General features: G+C 59.5%; 13 protein-coding genes. 10 read left to right on the top strand and 3 right to left on the bottom strand.

The genetic code is table 11. The features are described from left to right. The first annotated feature begins 10 nt into the window (after window positions 1-10). The 10 genes from nuoI to arfB all read left to right on the top strand — a co-directional run bounded on the left by nuoI (window position 11) and on the right by arfB (window position 8,544). Window positions 11-511, top strand: a complete 501-nt coding sequence (gene nuoI, locus ACZ5RT_RS12160) for an NADH-quinone oxidoreductase subunit NuoI (RefSeq protein ID WP_369907564.1) — start codon at window positions 11-13, stop codon at window positions 509-511. Window positions 512-548: 37 nt separating this feature from the next. Then, window positions 549-1,187, top strand: a complete 639-nt coding sequence (locus ACZ5RT_RS12155) for an NADH-quinone oxidoreductase subunit J (RefSeq protein WP_108426638.1) — start codon at window positions 549-551, stop codon at window positions 1,185-1,187. Continuing rightward, window positions 1,187-1,495 carry an NADH-quinone oxidoreductase subunit NuoK gene (nuoK, locus tag ACZ5RT_RS12150; RefSeq protein ID WP_100119811.1) on the top strand — a complete coding sequence of 103 codons (309 nt, stop codon included), beginning with the start codon at window positions 1,187-1,189 and terminating at the stop codon, window positions 1,493-1,495. The genes ACZ5RT_RS12155 and nuoK overlap by 1 nt, the downstream gene beginning before the upstream one ends. 7 nt (window positions 1,496-1,502) lie before the next feature. Next, on the top strand, window positions 1,503-3,530 hold the full coding sequence (gene nuoL, locus ACZ5RT_RS12145) for an NADH-quinone oxidoreductase subunit L (RefSeq protein ID WP_464452631.1): 2,028 nt from the start codon (window positions 1,503-1,505) through the stop codon (window positions 3,528-3,530). A gap of 22 nt (window positions 3,531-3,552) precedes the next feature. Further along, entirely contained in the window at window positions 3,553-5,028 is a 1,476-nt protein-coding gene (locus ACZ5RT_RS12140) for an NADH-quinone oxidoreductase subunit M (protein WP_464452630.1), read from the top strand. 49 nt (window positions 5,029-5,077) lie between these two features. Next, entirely contained in the window at window positions 5,078-6,565 is a 1,488-nt protein-coding gene (nuoN, locus tag ACZ5RT_RS12135) for an NADH-quinone oxidoreductase subunit NuoN (protein ID WP_291927026.1), read from the top strand. 10 nt (window positions 6,566-6,575) lie between these two features. Next, window positions 6,576-6,878, top strand: coding sequence for a DUF2818 family protein (locus ACZ5RT_RS12130; protein WP_464452629.1), 303 nt, complete (start codon window positions 6,576-6,578; stop codon window positions 6,876-6,878). 24 nt (window positions 6,879-6,902) lie between these two features. Continuing rightward, window positions 6,903-7,487: an NUDIX domain-containing protein gene (locus ACZ5RT_RS12125; protein WP_291927031.1), complete on the top strand. Its 585-nt coding sequence runs from the start codon at window positions 6,903-6,905 to the stop codon at window positions 7,485-7,487. A 12-nt stretch (window positions 7,488-7,499) separates the two neighbouring features. After that, the gene (locus ACZ5RT_RS12120) at window positions 7,500-8,021 is read left to right on the top strand and encodes a DUF1178 family protein (protein ID WP_464452628.1); all 522 of its coding nucleotides are present in this window, start codon (window positions 7,500-7,502) and stop codon (window positions 8,019-8,021) included. Window positions 8,022-8,142: 121 nt separating this feature from the next. Continuing rightward, window positions 8,143-8,544, top strand: a complete 402-nt coding sequence (gene arfB / locus ACZ5RT_RS12115) for an alternative ribosome rescue aminoacyl-tRNA hydrolase ArfB (protein ID WP_464452627.1) — start codon at window positions 8,143-8,145, stop codon at window positions 8,542-8,544. A 259-nt stretch (window positions 8,545-8,803) separates the two neighbouring features. Here the strand turns inward: arfB and ACZ5RT_RS12110 are convergent, their stop codons facing one another. The 3 genes from ACZ5RT_RS12110 to ACZ5RT_RS12100 all read right to left on the bottom strand — a co-directional run bounded on the left by ACZ5RT_RS12110 (window position 8,804) and on the right by ACZ5RT_RS12100 (window position 23,277). Further along, complete coding sequence (locus tag ACZ5RT_RS12110) at window positions 8,804-20,629, bottom strand: YDG domain-containing protein (protein WP_464452626.1); 11,826 nt, start codon at window positions 20,627-20,629, stop codon at window positions 8,804-8,806. 171 nt (window positions 20,630-20,800) lie between these two features. Then, on the bottom strand, window positions 20,801-21,499 hold the full coding sequence (locus ACZ5RT_RS12105; RefSeq protein ID WP_464452625.1) for a response regulator transcription factor: 699 nt from the start codon (window positions 21,497-21,499) through the stop codon (window positions 20,801-20,803). After that, on the bottom strand, window positions 21,478-23,277 hold the full coding sequence (locus ACZ5RT_RS12100; RefSeq protein ID WP_464452624.1) for a sensor histidine kinase: 1,800 nt from the start codon (window positions 23,275-23,277) through the stop codon (window positions 21,478-21,480). The genes ACZ5RT_RS12105 and ACZ5RT_RS12100 overlap by 22 nt, the downstream gene beginning before the upstream one ends. Window positions 23,278-23,282: the final 5 nt, after the last annotated feature.

Raw genomic sequence — 23,282 nt, 5'->3', positions numbered from 1 at the left:
CATGACCACAATGACTGCTTCCAATTTCTCGATCAAGGACTTCCTCAAGAGCTTCATGCTCGTGGAGTTGTTCAAGGGCATGGCCCTGACCGGACGCTACGCCTTCGCCCGCAAGGTGACGGTGCAGTTCCCCGAAGAAAAAACCCCGCTGTCGCCACGTTTCCGTGGCCTGCACGCCCTGCGCCGCTACGACAACGGTGAAGAGCGCTGCATCGCGTGCAAACTGTGCGAAGCCGTGTGTCCCGCGATGGCCATCACCATCGAAGCGGGCCAGCGCGAAGACGGTTCACGCCGCACCACACGCTACGACATCGACCTGACCAAGTGCATCTTCTGCGGCTTTTGCGAAGAAAGCTGCCCGGTCGATTCGATTGTCGAGACGCACATTTTTGAATACCACGGCGAAAAACGCGGTGACCTGTACTTCACCAAGGACATGTTGCTGGCCGTGGGCGACCGTTACGAAAAAGAGATCGCTGCGGCCAAAGCTGCTGACGCTCCTTACCGTTGAACGCTGCCCAGTCCTGAACACTTAAAAAGACAGACCTATGGACGTCAAGACCGGTTTCTTCTACCTCTTCTCGGTGGTGCTGCTGTTTGCAGCCTTCCGGGTGGTCACCGCACGCAACCCCGTGCATGCGGTGCTGTTCCTCATGCTGGCTTTCTCGCAAGCATCCGCTGTGTGGTTCCTGCTCCATGCCGAATTCCTGGCCATCTTGCTGGTGCTGGTGTACCTGGGCGCGGTGATGGTGCTCTTCCTGTTTGTGGTGATGATGCTGGACATCCACATCGACACCGTGCGCAGGGGCTTCTGGAAAAACTTCCCGCTCGCAGCCACCCTGGGGGCCATCGTTGCCCTTGAGATGGCCGCTGTGTTGTTGTCCGGTTTCCGTCTGTCCGAAGCGCCTGCCATGGCCACGGGTGCGGTGCCCGTGGACAACGCCAAGGCCCTGGGCATCCTGCTCTACACCGAGTACCTGATGCCGATCCAGATTGCGGCGGCCATTTTGTTGGTGGCGATGATTGCCGCGATTGCCTTGACCCTGCGTGAGCGCAAGGACAGCAAGGCGATCGACCCGTCCATCCAGGTCCGGGTGCGTGCGGCTGACCGCATGCAAGTGGTCAAGATGGCACCGACCCAAGCAGCGCCTGCCCCTGTTGTAGCGGCTGCGGAGGAAAGCAAATGATGACACTGACCCTGGGACACTTCCTGTCGCTCGGCGCGATGCTGTTCGCATTGGCCGTGATCGGCATTTTTCTGAACCGCAAGAACCTGATCGTTTTGCTCATGGCCATCGAGCTGATGCTGCTGGCCGTGAACATGAACTTTGTGGCGTTCTCTCACTACCTGGGTGACATGCACGGCCAAGTGTTCGTGTTCTTCATCCTCACGGTGGCTGCGGCCGAATCGGCCATTGGTCTGGCCATCCTGGTGCTGTTGTTCCGTAACAAGAACAACATCAACGTGGACGAACTCAATTCGCTCAAGGGTTAACAAGAATATGAGTCAAACCCTCAACGCAAGCATGCTGCTGGCTGTGCCGCTGGCCCCTCTGGTGGGCTCGGTGCTGGCCGGTGTTCTCGGCACCCAATTTGGTGGCAACTGGATCGGCCGTCGCCTGTCTCACACCCTGACCATTTTGGGTGTGCTGGTGGCCTTCATCCTGTCGGCCATGACGCTCAAGAACGTCATCGACGGTGCCCGTTTCAACGAGACCCTCTACACCTGGATGGTGGTGGGTGGCCTGAAGATGGAAGTCGGCTTTCTGGTCGACGGCATCACCGCCATGATGATGTGTGTGGTGACTTTTGTGTCGCTGATGGTGCACATTTACACCATTGGCTACATGGAAGAAGACGAAGGCTACAACCGCTTCTTCGCTTACATCTCGCTGTTCACCTTCTCCATGTTGATGCTCGTCATGAGCAACAACCTGCTGCAGCTGTTCTTCGGCTGGGAAGCTGTGGGTCTGGTGTCGTATTTGCTGATCGGTTTTTGGTACAACAAGCCAACAGCGATTTTTGCCAACATGAAGGCCTTTTTGGTCAACCGTGTGGGTGACTTCGGTTTCATCCTCGGCATCGGATTGATCGTGGCCTACACCGGTACGCTCAACTACACCGAGTTGTTTGCCAAGGCCAACGAGCTGGCCGCGATCAACTTCCCTTGGTACGTGTTCGGTCTGGACGGCATGTTGATCACTGTGATCTGCATCTGCCTGTTCATTGGCGCCATGGGCAAGTCGGCGCAGTTTCCGCTGCATGTGTGGTTGCCTGACTCCATGGAAGGCCCGACCCCGATTTCCGCCCTGATCCACGCCGCCACCATGGTGACGGCTGGTATCTTCATGGTGGCCCGCATGTCGCCGTTGTTTGAGTTGTCCGATGCGGCCCTCAACTTCATCATGGTGATCGGCTCGATCACGGCCTTGTTCATGGGCTTTTTGGGCATCATCCAGAACGACATCAAGCGTGTGGTGGCTTATTCCACTTTGTCGCAGCTCGGTTACATGACCGTCGCTTTGGGCGCATCGGCCTACTCGGTGGCGGTGTTCCACCTGATGACGCACGCGTTCTTCAAGGCGCTGCTGTTCTTGGGTGCAGGCTCCGTCATCATGGGCATGCACCACAACCAGGACATCCGCTGGATGGGCGGCGTGCGCAAGTACATGCCCATCACCTGGATCACGTCGTTGTTGGGCTCGCTGGCGCTGATCGGCACGCCGCTTTTCTCGGGTTTTTATTCCAAGGACAGCATCATCGAAGCCGTGCACCTGAGCACCTTGCCTGCCGCTGGCTTTGCCAACTTTGCAGTACTGGCCGGTGTGTTCGTCACCGCCTTCTATTCGTTCCGCATGTATTTCCTGGTCTTCCATGGCCCTGAGCGTTACGACCAGAACCCGGATGCGCACCACGATGACCACCACGGTCACGATGACCATGGCCATGACAAACCCCACGAGTCGCCTTGGGTGGTCACGGTGCCGCTGGTCTTGCTGGCCATTCCTTCGGTGGTGATTGGTTTCATGACCATCCAGCCCATGCTGTATGGCGACTTCTTCAAAGACGTGATCTTTGTGGACGCAGCCAAGCACCCTGCGATGACGCAATTGGGTGAGCTGTTCCACGGCCCTGTGGCCATGGCGCTGCATGGCTTGAGCACGGCACCGTTCTGGCTGGCTCTGGCCGGCGTGGTGACCGCCTGGTACATGTACCTGGTCAACCCCAAGGTCCCGGCATTCTTTGCCCGTGCCTTGCGTCCGCTGATCGTGGTCATGGAGAACAAGTACTTCATGGATTGGATCAACGAGAACATTCTGGCCAAGGGCGCTCGCGGCCTGGGCCTGGGCCTGTGGAAGGTGGGCGACCGCGCCATCATCGACGGCTTGGTCGTCAACGGTTCCTGGAAAGTCGTCGGCTTGGTCTCTGGCATGGTGCGCTGGTTCCAGTCGGGCTTCCTGTACCACTATGCCCTGGTCATGATTTTGGGTGTGTTCGTGCTGATGACGTATTTCGTCTGGCTCGCTTAACGGTTTTGAGGACAAGATAAAAATGGGATTGTTAAGCCTTGCCATCTGGATGCCGATTGCTTTTGGCATCGTCTTGCTGGCCCTCGGTCGTGACAGCCAAGCCCGCGCCGTGCGCTGGTTGGCGCTGGTCGGCTCGATCGCCAGTTTTCTGGTCACGCTGCCGCTGTACGCGGGCTTTCAGCTCGGTACTTCGGCCATGCAATTTGTCGAAAAGGCCTCGTGGATTGAGCGCTTCAATGTGCACTACCACCTGGGCGTGGACGGTATTTCGCTGTGGCTGGTCTTGCTCACTGCGTTCATCAACGTGATCGTGGTGATTGCGGGCTGGGAAGTCATCACCCGCAAAGTCAACCAGTACATGGCTGCCTTCATGATCCTGTCGGGTCTGATGATCGGCGTGTTCACTGCGCTCGACGGCATCTTGTTCTATGTCTTCTTCGAAGCCACGCTGATCCCGATGTACCTGATCATCGGTATCTGGGGTGGCCCGAACAAGATCTATGCCGCTTTCAAGTTCTTCCTCTACACCTTGCTCGGCTCATTGTTGATGCTGATCGCACTGGTTTATCTGTACACCGCTTCGAACGGCAGCTTCGACATCCTGACCTGGCACAAATTGCCGCTGTCCGGCTCGGTCCAAACCTTGCTGTTCTTCGCTTTCTTTGCGGCTTTTGCCGTCAAGGTGCCCATGTGGCCAGTGCACACCTGGCTGCCAGATGTGCACGTGGAAGCGCCGACAGGTGGCTCGGCCGTGCTGGCGGCCATCATGCTCAAGCTCGGTGCTTATGGTTTCCTGCGCTTCTCGATGCCCATCGCACCCGACGCCGCACGCGAGTGGGGCATGTTCATCATCATCTTGTCGTTGGTGGCTGTGGTCTATGTGGGCCTGGTGGCCATGGTGCAGCAGGACATGAAGAAGCTGGTGGCTTACTCGTCGGTGGCGCACATGGGTTTTGTGACCCTGGGCTTTTTCATCTTCAACCCACTGGGCGTGTCCGGCGGTATCGTGCAGATGATTGCGCACGGCTTCGTGTCGGCCGCCATGTTCCTGTCGATTGGCGTGTTGTACGACCGCGTGCACTCGCGTGAAATCGCCAGCTATGGCGGTGTGGTCAACACCATGCCCAAGTTTGCAGCTTTTGCCCTGTTCTTTGCCATGGCCAACTGCGGCTTGCCCGGCACAGCTGGTTTTGTGGGCGAGTGGATGGTGATTCTGGGTGCCGTCAAGTTCAACTTCTGGATCGGCTTGCTGTCGGCTTCGGCCCTGATCTTTGGCGCTGCTTACACCTTGTGGATGTTCAAGCGCGTTTACCTGGGGCCTGTGGCCAACAACGATGTCAAGGAACTGACCGACATCAATGGCCGCGAATTCCTGATGCTGGCCTTGCTGGCGGCCGCCGTGCTCTACATGGGTGTCTACCCCAAGCCTTTCACCGACGTGATGGACACTTCGGTGGCCGACTTGCTCAAACACGTGGCCTTGTCCAAGCTGCCTTGAGCAGCGGGCATTGAACGTTTCGCCTGATTAGAAAATTGAGAGAACACAGATGATGGACAACTCCAGCTGGATGACGGTTTACCCCGAGATCGTGTTGCTGGTCATGGCTTGCGTGATCGCGCTGGCCGACCTCTTCGTGAAAAGCCCCAAGCGCACCGCCACCTATGTGCTGACCTTGTTGTCTTTGGGCGGTGTGGCCTGGCTGCACGCCATGTATGCCGATGCCGGGCAGACGCTGTACGGCTTTGGCCGTCTGGTGGTGAGCGATCCCATGGGCCACTGGCTCAAGTGCTTTGCCACCATCGCCGTGATGGTGACCCTGGTTTATTCGCGTCCTTATGCAGCCGACCGCGACATGCTGCGTGGCGGCGAGCTGTTCAGCCTGAGCCTGTTTGCCTTGCTGGGCATGAGTTTCATGATCTCGGGTCAGAACTTCATCGTGATTTACCTGGGCCTGGAGCTGCTGACACTGTCCAGCTACGCCCTGGTGGCCCTGCGCCGTGACCACACGCAAGCGACCGAAGCGGCCATGAAGTACTTTGTGCTGGGTGCCATGGCTTCGGGCTTCTTGCTGTACGGCATGTCCATGATGTACGGCGCGACGGGCAGCCTGGAGTTGTCTGAGGTGCTCAAGGCAATTGCCACAGGTCAGGTCAACCACCAGGTGCTGGTGTTCGGTCTGGTGTTCATTGTGGCCGGTCTGGCTTTCAAGATCGGTGCGGTGCCTTTCCACATGTGGATCCCTGACGTCTACCAAGGCGCACCCACGGCCATCACCCTGATGATCGGTGGCGCACCCAAGTTGGCCGCATTCGCCATCATGATGCGTTTGCTTGTCGAAGGCTTGTTGCCTTTGGCATTTGATTGGCAGCAAATGTTGTCGCTGTTGGCCATTGGCTCTTTGCTGGTCGGTAACCTGGCCGCCATTGCCCAGACCAACCTCAAGCGCATGCTGGCCTACTCGACCATTGCGCAGATGGGTTTTGTGTTGTTGGGTTTTGTGGCCGGTGTCATCAACGGCCAAACCACTCTGGCGGCCAATGCCTACAGCTCGGCCATGTTCTACACGGTGTCTTATGTGCTGACCACTTTGGCGGCCTTCGGCGTGATCATGTTGCTGGCGCGTCAAGGTTTTGAGAGCGAAGAAATCACCGACCTGGCCGGTTTGAACCAACGCAGCCCCTTGTACGCGGGCGTGATGGCGATCTGTCTGTTCTCGATGGCGGGCATCCCGCCGATGGTCGGCTTCTATGCCAAGCTGTCGGTGTTGCAGTCGCTCATCGTCTCGGGTCAGGGTTTCTACATGGGCTTGGCGATCTTTGCGGTCATCATGTCCCTGATCGGTGCCTTCTATTACCTGCGCGTGGTCAAGGTCATGTACTTTGACGAGCCAGTGACGGCCACCACCGTCTCGGCCACCACCGATGTGCGTGTGGTCTTGTCGGTCAATGGTTTGCTGGTCTTGGTGCTGGGCATCGTGCCGGGCGCTTTGATGGCCCTGTGTGCCAACGCTGTGGCCAGCATGCTGGCCATCTGATCGGTGCCGCATGTCTGTTTCTGCGCAAATCGGTTTTTTGGTGGTGTTGGCTTTGCTGGCTGCCAATTTGCCGTTTGCCAATCAGCGTATTTTTTTGGTGGGGCCGCAGCGCAGCTCCAAACCATTGCATTGGCGCTTGGCCGAATTGGTGGTGCTGTACTTTGTGGTCGGCGGCATCGGCCTGGCACTTGAAAATCACAGCGGTCAGATCGCCCCCCAAGGCTGGGAGTTTTTCGCGGTCACCGGCACCATGTTTGTGACGCTGGCCTTTCCGGGTTTTGTCTACCGCTACCTGATGCACCGCAAGCATTGAACGCCTGCCGGTCTGCACACACGCATGTCTGACGATCATCTGATCGAGCACAAGGTCAGCCAGCAAGAGTTGCTGCACGGCCATTTCCTCCACGCCTTTCGCGACACGGTGCGCCTGCCCAACCAGGCCTTGGCCACGCGTGAATATGTGGTCCACCCCGGTGCGGTGATGGTCATCCCCATGCTGGACACACCCGAGGGCATGCGCTTGGTGCTGGAGCGCCAATACCGTTACCCGGTGGGGCTAGTCATGATCGAGTTCCCCGCTGGCAAGCTCGATGCGGGTGAAGACCCGTGGTTGTGTGCCCAGCGCGAGCTGCTTGAAGAAACCGGCTACAGCGCGCGTCAGTGGGCGAGGGCAGGGGTTTTGCACCCGGTGATTGCTTACTCGACCGAGGTGATCGAGATCTGGTTTGCCAAAGACCTGAGCCTGGGCGAACGGCAACTCGATGCCGAAGAGTTTCTGGACGTGTTCACCGCCACGCCCGCGCAGTTGATGGCCTGGTGCCGGGACGGGCAAGTCACCGATGCCAAAACCCTCACCGGTGCGCTTTGGTTGCAAAATACCCTGTCAGGCCATTGGCCGCTGACTTGGCAATCCTTGCCCTGAAACACACCGCCCATGAAAGTCCTCGACCTTCAATGTTCGCAGGGCCACAGCTTTGAAGGCTGGTTTGGCTCGCAAGACGACTACGACGCGCAGCGCGCGCGGGGCTTGGTCACGTGCCCGGTGTGCAACGATAGCGAGATTGTCAAAATGCTCTCGGCACCACGCTTGAATCTGGGACACGGCGTGTCCCCGGATGCATCCGCAAACTCGGGTGATGCTGCAGCCAGTGCCCAGGCCTCAGCGGTGCCTGCTCCCCAAGGCGAGAGCCCCGCAAGCGCAGATCTTGCGTTGGCCCCCGACACTTTGCAGCAAATGCATGTGGCCATGATGAACATGGTCCGCCATGTTATGGCCAACACCGAAGATGTCGGCCCCAAGTTTGCCGAAGAGGCCCGCAAAATCCATTACGGCGAACGCGAAGAGCGCAACATCCGGGGCCAAGCCACCCGCGAAGAAACTGAGGCTTTGCTGGAAGAGGGTATCGAGGTCATGCCCTTGCCCATTCCTGAAAACCTCAAGGGTCCGCTGCAGTAAGTGCCAGCGTACCTTGGGTGGCTGTATCTCGGTAGGAGCGAGCCCCCGCTCGCGATTGATGGTCTTACAAAAAAATATTTTCGGCCGCAGGAGCGACCTCCTACAGAGATAAGACTGCAACATGAAACACGCCCTGCACATCGACGACGCTGAAGTGGAGATGAGTGCCATCCGGGCGCAAGGCCCTGGCGGCCAAAACGTCAACAAAGTCTCCAGCGCCATCCAGCTGCGCTTTGATGTGGCAGGCTCATCTTTGCCCGACGACGTCAAGCAGCGTTGGCTGCAGTCGGGTGACAGCCGCTTGACGCAGGAAGGTGTGTTCATCCTCAAGGCCCAGCGCCACCGCACCCAAGAAGCCAACCGGGTGGATGCCTGGGCACGGCTGTATGAAACGCTGGACCAATACGCCAAGCCCCCCAAACCCCGCAAGGCGACCAAGCCCACTTATGGCTCGGTGCAAAGAAGGCTGGAGGGCAAGGCGTTGCAGTCGAAGATCAAGGCCTCGCGGCAGGGACGAGATTGAAGTTCAGGTACAGCTATGCCAAAAGTACACTGTGGGCAACGGATACCCGCATGCGCGGGTATGACAAACACTTGTCACCCATGATCTACCATTCGTTACCCCCGACCTATTATTCGTTACCGCTGACCTATTATTCGTTACCCCCGACCTACTGTTCGTCACCCCTGACCTCTCATTCGTCACCCCCGACTTGATCGGGGGTCCATGTCTGTTGCCTCCCAATGCAAGGGATGAGAGCGCATGATCAATTAGGACTGATCTACTCCGTCCGCTCAGAAATCACCACCGTCACGCGCTGACCTGCCACCAAAGCTACAAGCTGCATCGGGAGCGCGCTGTCGGGCACAGCCGTCGCTTCAAAGCGCATTGCGCCTTGATCGAACTTCAGCCAAGTAGGCAAGGGGCTGCCATCGGTCTGCGTTATTTGCAGCGCCGTGTTCGGAGTTGCCATCGACTTCACGGTTTCTGGTAATTCGAAGCTGAAGCCTGTACCAACAGTGGAGGCACCTTTAGGAAGAGAAACCGCCACCATCAAGGGGGTGCCTTGCTGGCTGGTGTTTTGCAGATCAACCGTGACACCTGCGCTGTTGGCATTGGCAGGAGCACTGGAAGCACCGGAGCTTGAGCCGGTAGTCGATGTTGACATGACCAGCGGTTGAGATGGCTGTGTACTTGACAGGGGTGAGCCTGCGGGCATGGCTGGCCTTGCCAACGTGCTCAGAACTTTGCCCTGTGCCTCTTCCACATCCTTGCGGGAATCGCCCACAATCCGATAACTGGCTGCAGAGACCGTGACGCCCTTTTTGAATTTGTTGTCCTTGCCGTCGAGAACAATCGATCCACCAGCGGTGAGGCGTGTCTTGCCTTCGACCAATATTTTCTTACCGCCAGCAGAGTCCTGAGTCATGCTCCTGCCCGAACGGGTTTCAAAATCTTCTTGAACTTGAATACCGCCCAGAGTGATGTCGTTGACATCGCTGAGTGTGACGTTTTGGCCATCAGCGTTGACGCTACCCTTGAAGTCGTTGGTCGGGCCATCGAGCGTGATGTCGCCAATGGCTGTCAGGTCGGTCTGGCCTGCCACGACGATCTTGTTCGGTGCAATCTTGTCCTGGCTGATGTCGCCACCGGCGGTGACCTTGAGGTCCTCATCGGTGTTCACATTGCCCAGGGTAATGCTGTTTTTATCTCTGAGCGTGACATCTTTGCCATCGGCATTGACCGAGCCCTTGAAGTCGTTGGTCGGGCCATCGAGCGTGATGTCGCCACCGGCTGTCAGGTCGGTCTTGCCACCCACCACGATCTTGTTCGGCGAAGTCTTGTCCTGGCTGATGTCGCCACCGGCGGTGACCTTGAGGTCCTCATCGGTGTTCACATTGCCCAGGGTAATGCTGTTTTCATCTCTGAGCGTGACATCTTTGCCATCGGCATTGACCGAGCCCTTGAAGTCGTTGGTCGGGCCATCGAGCGTGATGTCGCCACCGGCTGTCAGGTCGGTCTTGCCACCCACCACGATCTTGTTCGGCGAAGTCTTGTCCTGGCTGATGTCGCCACCGGCGGTGACCTTGAGGTCCTCATCGGTGTTCACATTGCCCAGGGTGATGCTGTTTTCATCTCTGAGCGTGACATCTTTGCCGTCGGCGTTGACCGTACCCTTGAAGTCGTTGGTCGGACCATCGAGCGTGATGTCGCCAATGGCTGTCAGATCGGTCTGGCCACCCACCACGATCTTGTTCGGGGAGGTCTTGTCTTGAAGCACATTGCCGCCCGTATCCACCTTGAAGTCGCCTTCCGTATCCACGTTGCCCAGCGTCAAGGAGCCGGTGTTCTTCGCCGAGGCATGCCGCCAACTGCCACCATTGGCCTTGTTGAACGAAAGCACCCCGCGGAAGTCATTGATTGCGAGCAATACCGCGTCCTGGCCAGTACCGGTGTCGGCCACGAATTGCGCACCGCCTTTGACCACCACCGGACCCCTCTGGCTCACACCACCTGCAGAGCCTGTGCCTGTGGTGGTGCTCAAAAGGTTTCCATCGACCGTGGTCAGACCAAAATCAATTTTGGATGCAGTGACCGTCAAATTGCCGCCCGAGCTGATGTTGGCCCAGCTCAGCGGCCCCGCTGTTTTGGTGAAAACAGTCGCTTGATCGGCACCAGTGCCAACGGTCGACTCGATCACTGGCCCTGTCATCTGGCTGATGGTGATGTGTGCGGTGGTCCCGCTCGTGCTCAGCGTACCGCCCGTCTGACTGAAGCTGTCGGTAAAGCTCAGGCTACCCGTGCTGGTCACGCTTCCACCTGTCTGGGCAAAACCAGCCAGCGCAGCACCGTTGTTGCCCAAATTCAAATCGCCTGCGGTCATGCTCAGCGTTCCCGCGCCTTGCAGGCCCAGCAAGCTCACGGGCTGGTTGCTCACCACACCGGCTGGGTAGCTGCCTGTCGTGTTGAAGTCAGCCGTAAAGCCTTCAGGAATGACGACGGTGGCCACGTTGGCCAGGTCTGGCACTGCGCCGCCAAACCAGTTGAGCGGGTCGAACCATGCATTGCTTGTGCTGAGTCCTGTCCACGACACCGAGCTCAGACGGGTGATGCTGCTTTGGCTGTTGTGGACAAGTTCTACTGCGTAGTTGTTGCCCCCGTTGCCGTCGTTGATGACAAGGTTGCTGGCGGTGAGCAGCTTATTTTCGCCAACATTTTTGTTGTCAAAGGTCAGCGTGATACCGCTGATCGAATCTCCTGCCACGCCCAAGGCAGAGGTCAGCACAGCCATTTGTGCATCGGTGGCTGTGTAGCCGGTTTGGCCGTTGTAGTCTCTGGAGGCGGTTGGCGCGTACAAAATCACCGGCTTGGCCGTGATGTTGGCCGTGGTGCTTGCAGGCACGGTGACGATGTAGTTACCAATGTCGTCGCCGGTGTAACTCACGTTCAGGTTGACGGTTTTGTCCGTGCCGACATGCCGGTCGGCAAAGCTGCCGCTGGCTTGCACGCTGAAGCTGTCACCCACGATCCAGCCTGACGCACCGCTCACGCTCACAGTGGCGATGTTGTCGCCGTCGTACACCTTGTTCGCTGCCGTGATGCCGCTGATGGTGATGGGCTTGGCCGTGATGTCGGCCGTTGTGATGGCCTGATCGGTGATGAGGTAGTTGCCCACATCCGAGCCGCTGTAATTGCTGGTGAGCGTCACCACCTTGTTGGTGCCGACATGCTTGTCGCTGAAAGTGCCTGTGGCGTTGACGACGAAATCGTCACCCACGATCCAGCCGGTCGCGCCCGTCTTGTCGACCGTAGCAGTATCGAGGCCGTTGTATTCCTTGCTGCTGGCGGTGATACCGCCAATGGCAATGGCGCGTTGGTTGATGGAGCCGCTGGCGGCCACCAGGGTGGCGTTGTAGTTTGCACCGCTGTTGCCGTCATTGAGCACGTAGCCGTTGACACCCGACACTACATTCAGGCGACTCTCGCCCGTTCCCACCGCCTTGCTGTCAAAAGCTTGCGTCAGGTTGGAAATGCTATCCCCCACCTGCAAACCGCTGACCAACACCGTGCCCAACGAGGTGTTGGTGGCGTCGTACACCTTGGTCTCGCTCACGGCCGTCAGGGTCAGCGCCGCCGGGTTGATGGTGAGCGTGCCAGGTACATAGGTGAACGAATAGTTGCCCGAGGTGTTGTAGCCGCTGGCGCTAAGTGAGTAGCTGCCTGCGTTGCGTGCCCCCTGAGACGTGCCGCCCCAGGTTACTGTGCCCGTCAGAACGCTGGCGTCTTCGCCACTGGCGAAACCACTGGCCGCATTGCCCGCCACGCCGCTGTAGCTCAAGCCATTGCCACCCGACCAAGTTTGTCCATCGTAGGTCTTGAGGGCGTTGTTGGCCGTGACAGTCAGCGGGCGCTGGGTAATGGTGCCACCATTGGCGCTGCCTGCTTCCACAGTGAACGTGCCGCCTCCCGCCAGGCTGTAATTGCCGGCATCGGCGCCTGTGATGCCGGTGACGGTCAGCGTGTAGCCCAGTTGGGTGCCGACGTTGGCCGAGCTGAACGCACCGATGGCACTGATATTGATGACGTCTGAACCCACCTTGTCTGACGACAGCGTGATGCCGTTGCCCATGCCGGTGGTTCCGTCATAGACCTTGGTCACGCCCGAGGCCGACACATTCAGTGTGCGCTTGTCGATGTTGGCCGTGGTGGTGGTCTGGGGGGTCTCCTGGTAGTTGCCCAGATCGGTGCCACCCAGGGTGTAGCTGAGGTTGACCGTCTTGCCCACACCGGCGTTCTTGTTCACAAAACTGCCGGTGACCGTGCCCAACGTCACATCGTCAGAGCCGATCAGACCTTTCAGGTTGGCGGCATCTGAATAGCTGATGCCATTGACGGTGACGTTTCCGTCGTAGGTCTTGTTACTGGCCGTGATGCCACTGACGATGAGCGAGGCCGGGGTGATGGTGCCAGCTGCCGCCTGCAGGGTGACGCTGTAGTTGTTGCCTGAATTCCCATCGCTGATCACATAGCCTGAGGCACCAGTGACCACATTCAACCGGGTGCCGCCTGTGCCCGCATTCTTCGTATCAAACGCTTGTTTCAGAGTGGTAATCGAGTCGCCGGCCACCAGTCCGCTGACCAGCACCGTCTTGTTCGAAGCTGTGGTGCCGTCATAGCCCTTGGTGTCCGACACGGCGCTAAGCGTCAGTGCGGCTGGGGTGATGGTGCCGGTGGCCGTGGTGGACGTTACGGTGTAGTTGTTGCCATCGTTGCCGTCATTGACCTTGTAGCCCGAAGCCGCCACGGTGGTGGCCGTCACGTTCTTGCTGTCGAAGGTCTGCACCAGACCGCTGATGGAGTCGCTCGCCGCCAGGCCGCTCACGCCCACGGCCTTGCTGGAAGCCGTTGTGCCGTCGTACACCTTGGTGTCGGCTACTGCCGTCAGCGTCAGCGCGGCCTTGCTGATACTGCCCGTGCCGGTGATCGTGCCATTGCTGACGTAGTAGTTGGCGGAGTCATCGCCCACGCTAGGGGTGGTGGTACCGGCCAATGCAACATTTCTCACGGTGTAGGCCCGAGTACCCGCATTACGGGAGTCGAACACACCGCCGCCCGTTGTCATGGTTACCTTGTCACCGCTCAGGATGTCCGAGCTCGATACCTGCAAGCCCGTAATGTTGGTGGCGCCGTCATAGGTTTTGGTGGCGCCTGCGGTCACGCTGGGCGTAAGCAGTTTCGGATCCACCTGGTGTGCGCCCACCACATTGATGGTGTTGTTGAAGTTGGTGCTGGTCTCTGAAATGCTGCTGGCGCCGACCTGATAGCTTCCCACTTTCAATTTGCCAGAAGAACTCAAAACTGGGTTGAGTGCCCCCAGATCGAAGTTTGCTGTGCCCGAACTTCCATCGGTCAGGGCAATCGAGTTGTTGTTGATTCCTGAGGCCACCACACTGGAGGTCAAGTCCACGATGGTGGTGTTGTCGCTGAGGCTCAAATATTTGGCTTCGCTTACTGTATAAGTGGTGGTGGTGCCATAGTCATTCTTCACATTGCTCACACGCACCAGCAATTGGCCTGCAGGCACGATGGTGAAAGAACCCGCCACGGGACTGATCGTGTAATTGTTGGCCGCTCCACCGGAGATGGTCAGTGCGCCAGCATAAGTGCCGGCAAGCTCAACCGTCCCTGCGCCTGAGCGCACCACCACCGGCGCACTGTTGGGTGCAGAGAAGATGCTGGTCGTTTCGCCATTCACAAAACCAGAATAGCTGACGGTGAAGGACGGATCGTTTTTCGTCACGAACTTGGCATCGTCGTTGGCGCGTACTGTCAATGTGGCTGGCGAAATGGTCGCCGTTGTCGTTGCCGAAGTGTTGCTCAGCATGTAGTTGCTGGCCTTGCCCGTACTGTCGGCCAGGCTATAACCAATTGCCGTTACTGTTTTGGCGATCGGATTGCCATTGCCATCACGTAATACATCAGCTGTAGAAAATGAAGCCGTGCCATGGTTGAGTTCAAGCGTTTCACCAGCCACCAGCCCGCTTTCGGAGTTGCCTGTTACGGCACCAAGCGACCCCCAGCCCATGATCGTCACATTGGTGGTGCCGTCGTAGGTTTTAGGTTCAGCAGCCAGTCCCGTAATGGTCAGCATCCTCCGGTTGATCGTGCCCGTGGTGGTGGCGGTGGTGCTGCTCAAAAGGTAGTTGCTGGCCTTGCCGCCGCCTGCACCTGCCACATCGCCCAAGGTCAGCCCGGTGACGTTGACCTGGATGCCTTCGCCCGCATCGGCACTTGCATAGGTTGCCGTACCTGTGACGCCCAGACTCTCGCCCGGTACCACACCCGACAAGGTGGGTGTACTTGACAGGGGCGCGCTGGTGGTGCCGTCGTAGGTCTTGCTGGTAGTGCTCAGTGAATTGAGTGTGACTGTCTTTCGCGTGATGGTGGCGCTCAGGCCGGTGGGTTGGGTCACGCTGTAGTTGCCCGCGTCGGCACCAGAGAGCGTGAAGCCGCTCACTGTGACGGACTTGGTGGTCACATTGGCGGGGGTGGCGCTGTCATACGCCACGTCAGCGCCACCTGCAAACGTACCGGCGGCGCCGGTGCGCACCAGGTTCACATCGTCTGCGCCCAGTTTGCTGATGTTGCCGCCGTTGACGGTGGCCGTTGCATTGCCGTCGTAGACCTTGTCGTTGATGCTCACGCCGCTGATGGACAGCGCCAGTGGCGAGATGGTGGCCGTGGTTGTGGCCGAGGAACTGGTCAGCACGTAGTTGCTGGCCTTGCCTGCGGAATAACCTGTACTCGCGGTGCCATTGGACACGCTGTAGCCGGTGGCGGTCACAGTCTGGCCAGTGACTGCGCCCGATGCATAGGCCACGTTTTTGCTCGCAAACGACGCGGTGCCGTGGTTCAGCGTCAGTTGTTCAGTCACCCCCCCCACCGTCACGCCCGTGCTCACGCCGCCCCAGTTCGTGATGTTGGCGTTGGCAGTACCGTCATAGACCTTGCCCTCAGCCACCAATCCCGTCACCGTCAATTGCTTGGGGTTGACCGTCAGCACCCCGTCCTTGAACTGGATGCTGTAGTTGATGCTGCTCAGACCGCTGGGGGTGATCGCATACGCACCAGCATCCACAGCGCCCTGGCTGTTGCCGCCGTAGGCGATGGTGCCGGTGAGGACACTTTCATTTTCACTGGCCGCGAAGCCTGCATAGGTGACGCCATTACCCCCATTGAATGCCGCGCCATCGTACGTTTTGCTTTCGTTGACGGCTGTGACCGTCAGCGCCTTTGGCGTGATGCTCGCCGTCGTGGTGGCGGTGCTGGCAATGGCGTAGTTGGCAGCGTCGGTGCTGCCCAAGGTGATGCCGCTGAGCGTCACCGTTTTGCCCGGTGCGACATCCTTGGTGTCAAAGGTGGCACCGGTGTTGCTGACCGTCACCACGTCACTGCCCACCTTGCCCACCAGGCTGCCCACCGAGGTGATGGTGGCGGTGCTGTTGCCGCTGTACACGCGGCTGGCAGCGGCGGAGTCAACCAATGTCAGCGTCTTTTTGTTCACCGTCAATGTGCCCGTGCCCGAAGCCGCGCTGTAGCCCAGGCCGATCAGGTCGGTTTTGATGGTGTAGGGCGTTGCGCTGGCCCGGATGTTGCCCGAGGTGGAATTGAGTCGACCTGTTATCGAGTAGGTGGACACATCGCCGTTGACCAGACCCGTGGCGCTGATGCTGGGCAGCAGGTCGCCGTAGGTCATGGTCAGCGTGGTGCTGCTCAGGCTGGCCGCGGGTTGCTCGCGGTAAACCGCATACAGGCCGGTGCCCAGGTTGGTCCAGGGGGCCGTGGCAAAGTTGGTGGTTTCGTCGGCGTTGTAGCGGAAGCGCCCGGTGCCTGCCGTCAGCCCGCTCAGATTGGCTAAGCCAGTGCTGCCGGTAATGCTGCCGCTGTACAGGGTGGCGCGGCTGCCACTGCCCACGGTCACGCTGGGCGTGCCACTGACGATGATGTTGCCGCCCGTGCTGGTCCCTGCATTGGTCGTGATGCCTGCGTTGAGCACCACCGCCGATGTGTTGCTGGTGACTGTGGTCGACACATTGCGAGAGAGCGTCAGGTCACCCGTGCGGGTGCCGATGCTCACCGCACCCGTGGCAGATACGCCGATGGTGCTGCCCAGGGTGCCAATCGTCAGCGCGTCGCTGTCCACATAGGTCAGGCTGCCGATGCCGCTGGCCGCCAGCGTGCCGATGGCGTTGCTGGTGCTGTCCAGCGTGACCGCACCACCCAACAGCAACAAGTTTCCTGCGTTCACGAAACCGCTGGCACCGTCAGTGACGGTGCCGCTCCCTTTGAGGGTGATGGTGTTGGTGCCCGAGACCGTCAGGCCGCCATCCAGGGTGATGTTGCCGCCGTAGATGGAAATGGGCCCGGCAATGCTGATGGCGCTGGCCACCGTGATGGCCTGGGTGTTGCCGTCTTTGCCCAGCGTCAAACCACTTAAGCTGGACTGGAACGCCCAACCGGACGTTGAAAACGCAGAGGTAAAACTGGTAGATGGCTCAATGCGCAGAGCCCCCGTTCCGTTGAATGTCTTGTTTGTAGGGTTGGGCGCGTTGTTCTGCAGCACCAGCGTACCGCCGGTGATGGTGTTTGTACCTGTGTAGGAGTTGTTCTCGGTCAGTGCCAGCGTGCCAACGCCGTTTTTCGTGAAGCTGGTGCTGCCTGAGATCTTTCCAGACACGGTGGACGCACTACCCACCGTGATCGCGAGACTGCTCAAGCCGGAGGCAATGGAGGACATGGAGACAGCGCCAGATCCAGCGTTGATGGCCAAAGAATTGCCTGCCAAGGAACTGGTGGTGCCCACGGTGTAGCGGACTACAACGATGCCGGAGCCGCCGTCCCCCCCTTTTTTGACACCGCCTTCACTGGCCGCACCGCCACCGCCACCGCCTCGGTTTGCCAGTCCATCGAAACCATTCGCGTTTGCACCACCGTTACCACCACCATCGGTACCTGCACCGGCATAGATGTTCCACATTATGGAATTTCGTCTTTTGCCGCCACCACCGCCACCACCATATGCGACGGTGGAACCGGTAATACTTGATGTGATGCCAACACCGCCTTTTGCGTGAGGCCCGTTCACATTGCCCGAAATAGCCCCAGGCTGACCAGCGCCACCAGCGCCACCACCCCCGCCACCGCGTTGGTCGTTTTCGATATTCCCGCTACTAAGGCCGTCTCCGCCTTTGTGGTTTGCCCCGCCTGTTCCGGTGGCTCCTTTTTGAACAGCGTCGTAACTCAGGTGTCCACCACCGCCACCACCTGTAAAACCTGCTGTAGCCACTCCGCTTGTGGAGGCTTTCGTTGCATCACCGGAGGCACCGCCGCCGCCGCCGAGTGCGGTCAAACCTCCTAGGCGACTGGTGCCACCAATACCGCCTGCAAACCTGTAGTCACTTGACCCCGCACCGCCATAGCCCACCACCACGTCATAGGACGAGCCCCACGATGCAGACAATGTTCCTTGAACAACTTGACCACCACCACCGCCGCCAGCTGAGAAGAAATATGTCCCCGTGCCACCGCCTCCACCACCGCCGCCCACGAGTAGGTATTGAGTACTGCCTATCCCTTGCTGACCCAAAAACACCCCTGCGCCGGATGTGTAGGTCAAGAGGATGTCAGAGCCCAGTGTGCTGACGCTGGGGTTGTGGTAAAGACGGTAAGCCGTCAGCAAGGCATATTCACCCGAAGTCGCGTTGTAGCGACTGATGGTGCCACTGTTGAGCGTGATGGTGCCGCCGTTGCTGTTCAGGCCAATGTCGCCGCCGCTGAAGTTGGCCAGCTGGATGTCGCCGTTGAGCGTGATGGCATTGCCAGTGGTGGTGATGCTGCCCGTGAGGTAGCTGGTGCCGGTGGTGTTGGTTTTCTCAAAACCGCCATGCGCTGTGATGTTGACACCGCTCGCAGTGGATACATTGGTGCCCATCACAAAGTCGTAGTAGTTACCCGTGTTGATGGTGAGCTTGCCGCCGATGTTCACGTCGGCAGCAATCACGACATTGCCTGCCGCATTGATCGTCAGGTTGTTGGTGGATGAGCTGTTGAGGGCTGTCATCAAACCCACATTCCCCACCTGCCAGCCAGAGCTGCCTGTGCTGATGGTGACGCTGGCGCTCGATAACTGCGTGGCCAGCGTAGACACGCCCAACTGCGAATCGACGCTGCCGGCCAAAACTGAGCCGCCCGTGCCCGAGACGATGTACAGGTTGTAAGGGTCCAGCAGCAACTCGCCCGCCCGGCCTCCCTCACTGCCTAACAGGTTGGCAAAGCCGGTGTAGTTGAGCAGCGCCTTGCCCGAGACTTCGGCGTCGCCACCAATGCCACCCTGGCCGGCACCTCTGGATGCGATCTGCCCAGCAAAGTCGGTGACGTCGGTGGACCACAGCACCACCTTGCCGCCATTACCCTGATCAGTGGCGCTGGCGTCGATATTCGCACCCTCTGCCATGGTGACCGTCGTGGCCTGGTACACCCCGTTGCCGCCCTGCCAGTCGCCGCCCACCAGCACTTTGCCGCCGCCGGTAGCGCCTGTGGCGTCGATGGCGGTGGTGCCCAGCAGCTCGATGTGGTCGCCCAGCAGCGTGCTGCTTCCACCCTGGCTGCTGCGCCCGCGGGTGCTGAGCGTGCTCTGGCCCATGATGGCCAGACGTCCTTGGCCTGGAGCGTCGGGCAGGGGGTTGGGGTTGCTCGGCTGGCTTGGCGCCTTGGCCCGCAGCGCGATGCTGCCGCCCTGGCCACCGCTGGCGTCCAGGGTGGCGCTGTTCACCTCGATGTCACCTTGTGCGGCGATGTCGAGCTGCCCGCCTTGTGTTGTAGTGCCTTCCGGAGTGCGGTCCTGCGTGGCTTGTGTGTTCACGCTGCCTTGCAGGCTCACGTTGCCGGTGGTTTCGATTTTGAGCTGCCCGCCCTGGCTGGGCGCGCTCAGGTCGATGCTGCCGGTCGCAGTCTGCGTGAAGTTCGTTGCCTGCACCAGCACGCTGCCGGCGCTGTGGGCGGCGTTGCCCGTGGCGCCGATGCTGCCGCTGTTGGTCACTTCAGGCGCGCTGATCTCCACCTTGCCCGCCGGGCCATCTGCCGTGGCGTTGGCGCTGATGCTGCCCGTGTTTTCGACCTTGGTGCTGGCTGAGAGCACAATGCGCCCGCCTTGCTGCTGCAGGCCATTGGCCTCGATGCGCCCCGAGTTCTTGACCACGCCGCCCACCAGCCTGTCCATCGACTGCGCGCTGATGATGACCAGACCGCCCGGCGCTTGCACCGCGTGCTTGTTCTCCACCAGTGCCGCGATCTGGCTGGGCTCAACGCGCAGGCTGGTCAGGCGGTTGTTGCTGTCAAACTTCAGGTCAATGGCTTCGCCGGCTGCCAGCGCCACGGTGCCCATCTGCGCAATCACCGCGCCCTGGTTGCGTACCTCGGGTGCCAGCAGGGCGATGTAGCCGCCCAGTGCGGCCTTGAGCTCGCCTTCGTTGACCACGCTGCCGTTGCTGCCGTTGCGCTCAAACCGGCTCTTGCCGGCCATGAAGTCGGCGTCGCTCATGCCGTGGGTGGTGGCCACCAGACCGCCCACATCCACCCGCGCATCCTTGCCAAAGTAGACGCCCGCCGGGTTGGTCAGCACCACCTGGCCGTTGGCCGTGATGCGGCCAAAGATCTGGCTGGGGTCCGAACTCATCACGCGGTTGAGGGTGACGCTGGCCGCACTGGGCTGCTGGAATTGCACATGCGCGTCTTTGCCCACGTTGAAGGTTTGCCAGTTGATGGCGGCGCGTTGGGTGCTCTGGTTGATCACCATGTGGGCACCGCTTTGACTGATGCTGGCTTGACCTGCACTGAGCTGGCCGCTGGTGGGCAGTGCCGTGCTGGAAAGGGGCGGTGGCGCGGTCTGGGCGTTGGCCACGGTGCCCAGCAAGCTGCCCATCAGGCTAGCCATGACGGCGGCCACTTTGACGCCCGAGCTGGGTTTGCCTCTGGCCGAGACGGTTTCGGCGGCGGCCACATAGGCTTGTTTGCTGGCGTTCCAGACGCTGTGGAAGGTTTTGTTCATGGTCTTGTTCCCTGTGCTTCGATTGCATGCCTTTCGGCAGGCGCAATTTGTCAAAGCTGAGGGTATTAAGACTTTGATTACTTTTCCTTCTGAATCCTTCCAGATTATGTTTTTTGATGATTTGTCGAAGAAAAATTTTTCAAGAATTAGGAGGGATACGCCTGGGACTGCTCAGACTAGCAGCAGATGGCCCGTCATTTGGTAGCCCCAGTTGCGGATGGCCTTGATGGTGACTTGGCAGCAGCCTGCCTGTTGCAGCTTTTTGCGTAGCCGCACGATCAGGATTTCCAGCGCCGCTTTGGGGTCTTCGGCTCGGTCTTTCTCGAGCACTTCGATGAGCTGCCAGGTTTCGATACGGCAATCGGCCACACGGCAGAAGGCGGTGAGCAAGGCGGCTTCTTGCGGGCTCAACTGGACGGCTTGCAGCGCGTTGCATTGCAACATATGGCGTGCCGTGTCCAGCGTTGCACTTGTGATTTCCTGGCTCTGGGGATTGAGTCGTCGTGCCAGCGCCTGAATGGCAGAGCTCAGCTCTTCCAGCGCGGCCGGCTTGGGTATGTAAATGTCTGCGCCCGTGGCATAGCCTCGTTGTTTGTCGCTTGGCAAATCCCGGGCGGTCACCATGATGATGCCAATCCCGGGTTGCATTGCGCGCACGCGCCGTGTCAGTGCCAGACCGTCTTCCCCCGGCAGATTGAGGTCCACCACCATCAGGTCAATCGCCTGCCACGAGGCCTGCTCAGGCAGGGCCTCGGCACAATCGAGGCCTGTCACCTTGTGACCTTCCAGCATCAGCGCTTCGACGGTGGCTTCGCGCAGATCGTCGTTGTCTTCCACCACCACGATGTTCAGTTGGGCATGGGCATCCATAGGACAAACTCCACTTGGTCAGCATTGGTTTGGTACGACAACCTGGCCCCCAGCAGTTCGGCAATGCTGTGGGTCAGGTAAAGCCCCAGACCGGAACCGCTCTTGCTCAGGGCACCGGGGCTGCGGTAATACTTGGCAAAGACTTGCGCAGCATCGGGCAGGCCTGCAGCGCCGGCCACGTTGCGCACACACACTTGCACACCGGCCATGCCGCTGTGAGATGTCGCAGACTCGATGCGGATGTCCACCATGGTCTCGGGGGCTGAATACTTGAGGGCGTTGTCGATCAGGTTGGCCAGGCAGATCGACAGCAATTGCGCATCGGACTGCACACGCGCCGGCTGGCGCGCAGAGACCTTGACACGCTCCGGGGCGGTGCTTGCGGCAATGCATTCGTCGACCACCGTGGTCAGGCTACAGGGCGTGGTTTTCGGCAAAAGCTGCTGGTGTTCAAGCTGGTCGGTGATGCGGCAGCGGTCCACGATGGCATTGATGTTGGTCAGAGCCCGCTCGATCCTTTCGCGCTGTGGCCCGATCATTCTGGATGCGCCCAGACTCATGCGCGCCACACCGAGTGGGGTTTTGAGTTCGTGGGTCAGCATGTGCAAAAACCTTGTTTGCTCTTCCCGGCGGTGTTGCTCCAGCTCCATGTCTTGTTGCGATTTTTGCAGTTGCCAGCTGACTTGCTGGCTCTGCCTGGCCAGACGCTGGGCACGCACAAACAGGATGGCGGTCATCATCAGGCCTGAGATCAGGCCATGCACATTCAGGGTGTAAAGGCTCCAAGCTTTCGGTTCGAGCCAGCCCAGCACATTGACCAGGCCAATGAGCAGGCTGCTGAAGATCAGTGCGTAATAAGCGACCATGACCCTCTTGGGCATGATCTGTTCGGCGGTGGTGGTTGACGGACAGGACAGGGCGGTGAGGAATAAAACGGTCATGCCCAGCATGAGGGCATAGGCGTTCAGTTGCAGGGCCAGCCGTGTGTGACCTGTCAGCAGGACCAGCACCACGCCTATGCCTAGCCAGCCGATCAGGGCGAGCAGTCGCAGCCAGATTTTGCGTGGTCGGTAACTGGACAGAAAGGCCAAATCGAATCGCACGCTCAGGGGCAGCAGCATGACGGCACTGAACGAAAAAGCCTGGTCCAGAACCGCTGCAGACATCCAGTCTGAGAACATCAACGTGGGCAAGCCCAGATAGGCTGCGCCATACCATGTGAACAGGGCATGCCGCATCAGATAGGCACCCAGAACCCGGTCGCGCTGTCCCCACCAGATGACCAGCAGCACAAAAAGGATAAGCAGCAGCAAAGCGGCGTACAGCGCAGACCAGATGATTTGCCGACTGCTCGTTTGGGGAACCTGCGCCATGGGCAGGACTTCTGCATTGAGCCAGTGTGTGCTGGTGGTCTGTAGCCTCAGCCAGACATCACGCGGGTTGGGGTTGGGCGGCAATTCAAACGAAAGGCCGAGACCGGGCAGGGCATTGCGCCGCGCAGCATGGCGATCACCGACGGTGACAGGGGTGTCGGAATGCGCAGGGTCGTAAAGGGTGATGCTGTCCAGCCATGCTGGTGTGATGCGCAGGCCCAGCGGCTGATCGCTGGCCGCGATGGTCAGACGAACCCAGTGCGCCGCGTCCGAATAACCCCGGCTCAGAACTGCCTGAAAAGGGGTGTAATTTTGCTGTCGCGCTTCATCAAAAGTGGCTTGAGCGCCTGTGTCGATCCACAAGCCGCGCTGGATCACCAGGTCGTTCGGCTGTGCCAATGTCATGGTGG

It is taken from the genome of Limnohabitans sp. TEGF003 (assembly GCF_055395455.1).
This window is presented reverse-complemented; position numbering and strand designations above follow the sequence as displayed.

Coding starts and splice junctions, on each gene's coding strand:
- nuoL (WP_464452631.1), top strand. CDS start 1,503: ATGAGTCAAACCCTCAACGCAAGCATGCTGCTGGCTGTGCCGCTGGCC.
- ACZ5RT_RS12100 (WP_464452624.1), bottom strand. CDS start 23,277: ATGACATTGGCACAGCCGAACGACCTGGTGATCCAGCGCGGCTTGTGG.
- ACZ5RT_RS12120 (WP_464452628.1), top strand. CDS start 7,500: ATGAAAGTCCTCGACCTTCAATGTTCGCAGGGCCACAGCTTTGAAGGC.
- arfB (WP_464452627.1), top strand. CDS start 8,143: ATGAAACACGCCCTGCACATCGACGACGCTGAAGTGGAGATGAGTGCC.
- ACZ5RT_RS12130 (WP_464452629.1), top strand. CDS start 6,576: ATGTCTGTTTCTGCGCAAATCGGTTTTTTGGTGGTGTTGGCTTTGCTG.
- ACZ5RT_RS12140 (WP_464452630.1), top strand. CDS start 3,553: ATGGGATTGTTAAGCCTTGCCATCTGGATGCCGATTGCTTTTGGCATC.
- ACZ5RT_RS12105 (WP_464452625.1), bottom strand. CDS start 21,499: ATGGATGCCCATGCCCAACTGAACATCGTGGTGGTGGAAGACAACGAC.
- nuoK (WP_100119811.1), top strand. CDS start 1,187: ATGACACTGACCCTGGGACACTTCCTGTCGCTCGGCGCGATGCTGTTC.
- ACZ5RT_RS12125 (WP_291927031.1), top strand. CDS start 6,903: ATGTCTGACGATCATCTGATCGAGCACAAGGTCAGCCAGCAAGAGTTG.
- ACZ5RT_RS12110 (WP_464452626.1), bottom strand. CDS start 20,629: ATGAACAAAACCTTCCACAGCGTCTGGAACGCCAGCAAACAAGCCTAT.
- nuoN (WP_291927026.1), top strand. CDS start 5,078: ATGATGGACAACTCCAGCTGGATGACGGTTTACCCCGAGATCGTGTTG.
- nuoI (WP_369907564.1), top strand. CDS start 11: ATGACTGCTTCCAATTTCTCGATCAAGGACTTCCTCAAGAGCTTCATG.
- ACZ5RT_RS12155 (WP_108426638.1), top strand. CDS start 549: ATGGACGTCAAGACCGGTTTCTTCTACCTCTTCTCGGTGGTGCTGCTG.